This is a genomic window from Streptomyces sp. NPDC001941 (genome assembly GCF_040296945.1).
GTDB lineage: Bacteria > Actinomycetota > Actinomycetes > Streptomycetales > Streptomycetaceae > Streptomyces.
In genome coordinates this window covers 1-5,084 of the sequence record NZ_JBEOYE010000202.1, presented here as the reverse complement: position 1 = coordinate 5,084, position 5,084 = coordinate 1, and the positions used below count along the sequence as shown (strand labels likewise).

Annotated in this window: 4 protein-coding genes and 1 pseudogene; all 5 read left to right on the top strand. The window is 70.6% G+C overall.

What is annotated here, in order from left to right; translation table 11 throughout:
* Nucleotides 1-105 (top strand): annotated as a pseudogene (locus tag ABT160_RS46285) (ATP-binding protein); the annotation flags it as partial.
* A 337-nt stretch (nt 106-442) separates the two neighbouring features.
* The gene (locus ABT160_RS46280) at nt 443-3,709 is read left to right on the top strand and encodes a sensor histidine kinase (RefSeq protein ID WP_351656244.1); all 3,267 of its coding nucleotides are present in this window, start codon (nt 443-445) and stop codon (nt 3,707-3,709) included.
* 10 nt (nt 3,710-3,719) lie between these two features.
* Entirely contained in the window at nt 3,720-4,133 is a 414-nt protein-coding gene (locus ABT160_RS46275; RefSeq protein ID WP_351656247.1) for a roadblock/LC7 domain-containing protein, read from the top strand.
* Between the two features lie 108 nt (nt 4,134-4,241).
* Complete coding sequence (locus ABT160_RS46270; RefSeq protein ID WP_351656241.1) at nt 4,242-4,868, top strand: DUF742 domain-containing protein; 627 nt, start codon at nt 4,242-4,244, stop codon at nt 4,866-4,868.
* The coding region (locus ABT160_RS46265; protein ID WP_176725680.1) for an ATP/GTP-binding protein at nt 4,849-5,084 on the top strand (236 nt) is incomplete at its 3' end. The genes ABT160_RS46270 and ABT160_RS46265, both read left to right, overlap by 20 nt.

The window sequence follows — 5,084 nt, the reverse complement described above, 5'->3', positions numbered from 1 at the left end:
GGCCCCGACACCCCCATCATCACCACCGACGCCCGCCACCGCGCCGACGCCAAGAGCGCCCTCATCACCCTCGTCGAACACGCCCTGATGGCCCGTCTCAAGTAGACGTGGCCGTACGGCAGTTGTCGTAGGATCTGCCGGGGTGGGCTGTGTCGTTAGACACGGTCCGGCCCTGTGTTCATAACGTTTCGACAGAGAATTCGCGGGGTTCGGACACCCGGCGCGTTCAACTGGTACCCCTGCGCTCACACGGGCCCCGCCATTTGGCGGGGCTCGTTCTTTATGTCCGCTTTATCTCCGGTCTGGACCACTGGGAATGGCCGATTCCAGCTGTTTGGAACGGGGCCACTTCACGTGCTGGAATTCGACGAACTCCCGAGTAGTACGGCCCTGAAAGAAAACGGCACGACGTAGGTGCCGACGCCGAGAGGTTGTTGGTCGAGTGAGGCGAAGCACGACGGGCTCCGCACAGCAGCAGGCGCGGGGCAACTTCACCCCGCCGCCGCGCGCGGCGGCGCCGACGCCTGCCGATGCGTCCGAGGACCCCGTCCCGGGGGCTCCGGCCGGCAGTACCAGCAAGCTGTCCCCGCGCAACTGGCGCGTGCCCACCAGGCTGAACGCGATCCTCCTCATACCCGTGCTCGTCGGGCTCGTCATGGGCGGCTTCCAGGTGAAGGCCTCCGTGGACACCTGGCAGGAAGCGCAGGACGCCGAGAAGACCGCGCTGGTCGTGCGCGCCGCCGCCGGCTACGGCGAGGCCCTGCTCAACGAACGCGACCTCACCGCCGCACCGCTGCTCGCGGGCAGGTCCGCCACCGACGACGACACCGTCAAGAAGGCGCGGGCCGCCACCGACGAGGCCAAGGTCGCCTTCGACCGGGCCGCGAAGGACATGCCGGACACCCCCGGCCTGGAGCGCCGGCTGAAGACCTTCCGGGAGGGCGAGTCCCTGCTCAAGGGCGTGCGCGAGACCGCGTACCAGCCGGGCAAGGACCCCGTGCAGACCGAGGAGGGCTACGTCCAGGTCCAGCACGGCCTGATGGAGCTCTCCAACGAGCTGGGCCTGGGCACCGGCAACATCACCAGCTACGGGCGTACCGTCTACGCCATCCAGCTGGCCAAGGCCGCCGAGTCCCTCCAGCGTTCCATTGGTACACACCTCCTGGTGCGGCCCAGCGACGACGACACCGTCTTCGCCGCCCAGAGCACGGCCTTCAACTCCTACAGCTACCTGGAGAACATCGCCCTCCAGGAGTTCAACTCCGGCGGCACCGAGGCCGACGCGGCCCGGCTGAAGAAGGTCATGTCCGACCGCGCGGCCATCGGCGCCCAGCGGCTGCAGGCCCTGGGCATGGAGCCGCCCAAGGGCGGCAAGGGCCCGGTGAAGTCCGTCTTCGGCGGCATGGTGGACGCCATCGGCAGCGCCAGGAGCCCCAAGGCCCTGCGCGGCCTGGAGAAGAAGTTCATCACCGCCGAGTCCTGGCAGGCCGTGGCCACCACCAAGTTCGACGGCTACAGCCAGGTGGAGAAGGAGCTCGTCGACAAGGCCGTGAACGAGGCGGCCCAGATCTCCGACGACGCCAGGACCGACGCCATCGTCAACGGGGCCATCGTGGTGATCGCCCTGCTCGCCGCGTTCATCCTGGCCGGGATGATGGCCCGCCAGATGAGCCGCTCGATGCGCAACCTGCGCACCGCCGCCTTCACCATCGCCGAGCAGCGCCTGCCGAGCCTGGTCGACCAGCTCTCGCGCACCGACCCGGGCCGCGTCGACACCCGGGTGCAGCCCATCCCGATCGACTCGCGCGACGAGATCGGCGAGGTCGCCCGCGCCTTCGACCAGGTGCACCGCGAGGCCGTCCGGCTCGCCGCCGAGCAGGCCATGCTGCGGGGCAACGTCAACGCGATCTTCACCAACCTCTCGCGCCGCAACCAGTCGCTGATCGAGGGCCAGCTGACCCTGATCACCGACCTGGAGAACAACGAGGCGGACCCGGACCAGCTGGAGAACCTCTTCAAGCTGGACCACCTCGCGACCCGCATGCGCCGCAACGGCGAGAACCTCCTGGTCCTCGCGGGCGAGGAGCCCGGCCGCCGCTGGAACCAGCCGGTCCCGCTGGTCGACGTGCTGCGCGCCGCCTCCTCCGAGGTGGAGTCCTACGAGCGCATCGAGCTGACCGGAGTGCCCGAGTCGGAGATCCACGGCCAGGCCGTGACCGACCTCGTGCACCTGCTCGCCGAGCTGCTGGAGAACGCCACCACGTTCTCCTCGCCGCAGACCAAGGTGCGCGTCACCGCGACCCGGCTGCCCGACGGCCGCGTGATGATCGAGATCCACGACAAGGGCATCGGCCTGACCGCCGAGGACTTCGCGGACATCAACCACAAGCTGGCCAACCCGCCGACCGTGGACGCCGCCGTCTCCCAGCGCATGGGCCTGTTCGTGGTCGGCCGCCTCGCCGACCGGCACGGCATCCGCGTCCAGCTGCGCCCCTCGGGCGAGCAGGCGGGCACCACCTCGCTGGTCATGCTGCCGGACGCGATCACGCACGGCGGCGGCGGTCAGCCGGGCGCGGCGGCGGACGACTTCACCGTCTCCTCGATCATCCCCGAGCAGCAGTCCTTCGAGCCCGCGCCGCTGCGCACCGCCGCCGAGCTGGGCTTCGACGACTCGCGCTACGAGCAGCCGTCCACCGGCCCCGCGCTGGACCCGGTGGGCCGCTCGCTGATCCGCGAGGAGCGCCGCGCGGCCCTGGAGGAGCGGGCGCAGGGCGGCGACCGCCCGCTGTTCCGCGACGAGCTGGAGCAGCCGCAGCAGGGTTACGTAGCGCAGGGGCAGCAGCAGGCGTACTACGAGGGCGCCGACGGCGGCCTCGCGCCGGACGCGGGCTACGCTCCGCAGCCGACGTACGACCAGGGCTATCCGCAGGAGCCGGGCTACCCGCAGGAGTACCAGGGCGGGGGGTACGAGACGTACCCCACCGGCGAGTACGCCACGGGTGAGTACGCGACCGGCGAGTACCCGCAGCAGGGCTATCCGGAAGCCGGTTATCCGGCCGGTCAGCCCGCCCAGGACGGCTACGACAACCAGTTCGACCCCCAGCCCCACCAGGCAGAGTGGCCGAATCAGAACGGTTACCCGGCGTCCTACGAACCTGAGTTCGGGGCAGAATCGGAATCTGGGCCCGGCGCTCCCGCGAACGGCGCCGAGCGCGTAGGCTTCGACCGTCCGGGTCCCTCCCCGAGCAACGGCCACGAGCTGACCGAAGCAGGCCTGCCGCGTCGCGGCGCCGGCCAGCAGCAGGTCCCCCAGCAGCAGGCCGCGCAGCCGCCGCTCCCGCAGCGCCCGCGCGAACCGCAGCAGCAGGACCCGCAGGACCGGCCCGAGGCTCCCCGGAGCGAGGAGGCCGGCACCGACGACTGGCGCTCGACGAACGACGAGCGCTGGCAGCGGGCCGAGAAGCTGCGCGAGCCCAAGGCGGGCGGGGTCACCCCCTCCGGCCTCCCCCGGCGGGTCCCCAAGGCCAATCTGGTCGAGGGCGCGGCGGAGCAGACCCCGCAGGGCGGCCCCCAGGTCTCCCGCGCGCCGGAGGACGTACGGGGCAGGTTGAGCAACCTGCGCCGCGGCGTCCAGCAGGGGCGCACGGCGGGAACGGACACGAACGGATCGGGCCTCGGCCCGGGTAGTACCTACAACCAGGAGCGTTAGTGTGAGCCCGATGAGCCAGGCGGCGCAGAATCTGAACTGGTTGATCACCAACTTCGTGGACAACACCCCCGGTGTTTCCCACACGGTGGTGGTCTCCGCCGACGGACTCCTGCTGGCCATGTCCGAAGGCTTCCCCCGCGACCGAGCCGACCAACTGGCCGCCGTCGCCTCCGGACTGACCTCGCTGACCGCGGGCGCCTCCCGGATCTTCGAGGGCGGCCCGGTCAACCAGACCGTGGTCGAGATGGAGCGGGGCTTCCTCTTCATCATGTCCGTCTCCGACGGCTCCTCGCTGGCCGTGCTGGCCCACCCCGAGGCCGACATCGGCCTGGTGGGCTACGAGATGGCCCTGCTGGTCGACCGGGCGGGCACCGTCCTGACCCCGGATCTGCGCGCGGAACTCCAGGGAAGTCTGCTCAACTGACTTCTCACACAGCAGACGGACGGTGCGTTTCTCGCCACCGCACCATAGGGTGCGGTGGCGCGGCTCCACAGGGACATGGACCGGCGAACGGCAGTCGGAGGAGGAAACGTGGCAACACCCCCAAGCGGACACCCGTACGACGGTGCTCACCGTGCCTCGGGTGAGAACGGCCAGAACCGCTTCAACTTCCCCTCCACGCCGAGCAGCAGAGGGCAGGGCGACCAGCGGGACCGGCAGCCGTACGGACGGCCCGCCCCCCAACAGCCGTACCAGCAGCCCCAGCAGACGCCGCAACAGCCCCAGCACCCCGGTTACGACCAGCCGTCCGCACCGCGCATCCAGCCGGTGCAGCAGCCGCGTCGCGCCCCCGAGCCCGCGCCCGCGCCGGCCGCGCACAACCCCCTGGTCCGTCCGTACGCCATGACCGGCGGCCGGACGCGACCCCGGTACCAGCTCGCCATCGAGGCGCTGGTGTCGACCACGGCCGATCCGGCCCGGCTGCAAGGGCAGTTGCCCGAGCACCAGCGGATCTGCCGGCTGTGCTTCGAGATCAAGTCGGTGGCTGAGATCTCGGCACTGCTCTCCATCCCCCTTGGCGTCGCCCGCATCCTCGTTGCCGACCTGGCAGAGGCCGGACTCGTCGCCATCCACCAGCCCGGCGGCGACGAGACCGCCGGCGGCCAGCCAGACGTGACACTGCTCGAAAGGGTGCTCAGTGGACTTCGCAAGCTCTAGCGGCGGTGCTGCTCGATCGACCACCAGCGCGAAGATCGTGGTGGCGGGCGGCTTCGGCGTGGGCAAGACCACCTTCGTCGGTGCCGTCTCGGAGATCAACCCGCTGCGTACCGAAGCCGTCATGACCTCCGCGTCGGCGGGGATCGACGACCTCACCCACACCGGCGACAAGACCACCACCACGGTCGCCATGGACTTCGGCCGCATCACCCTGGA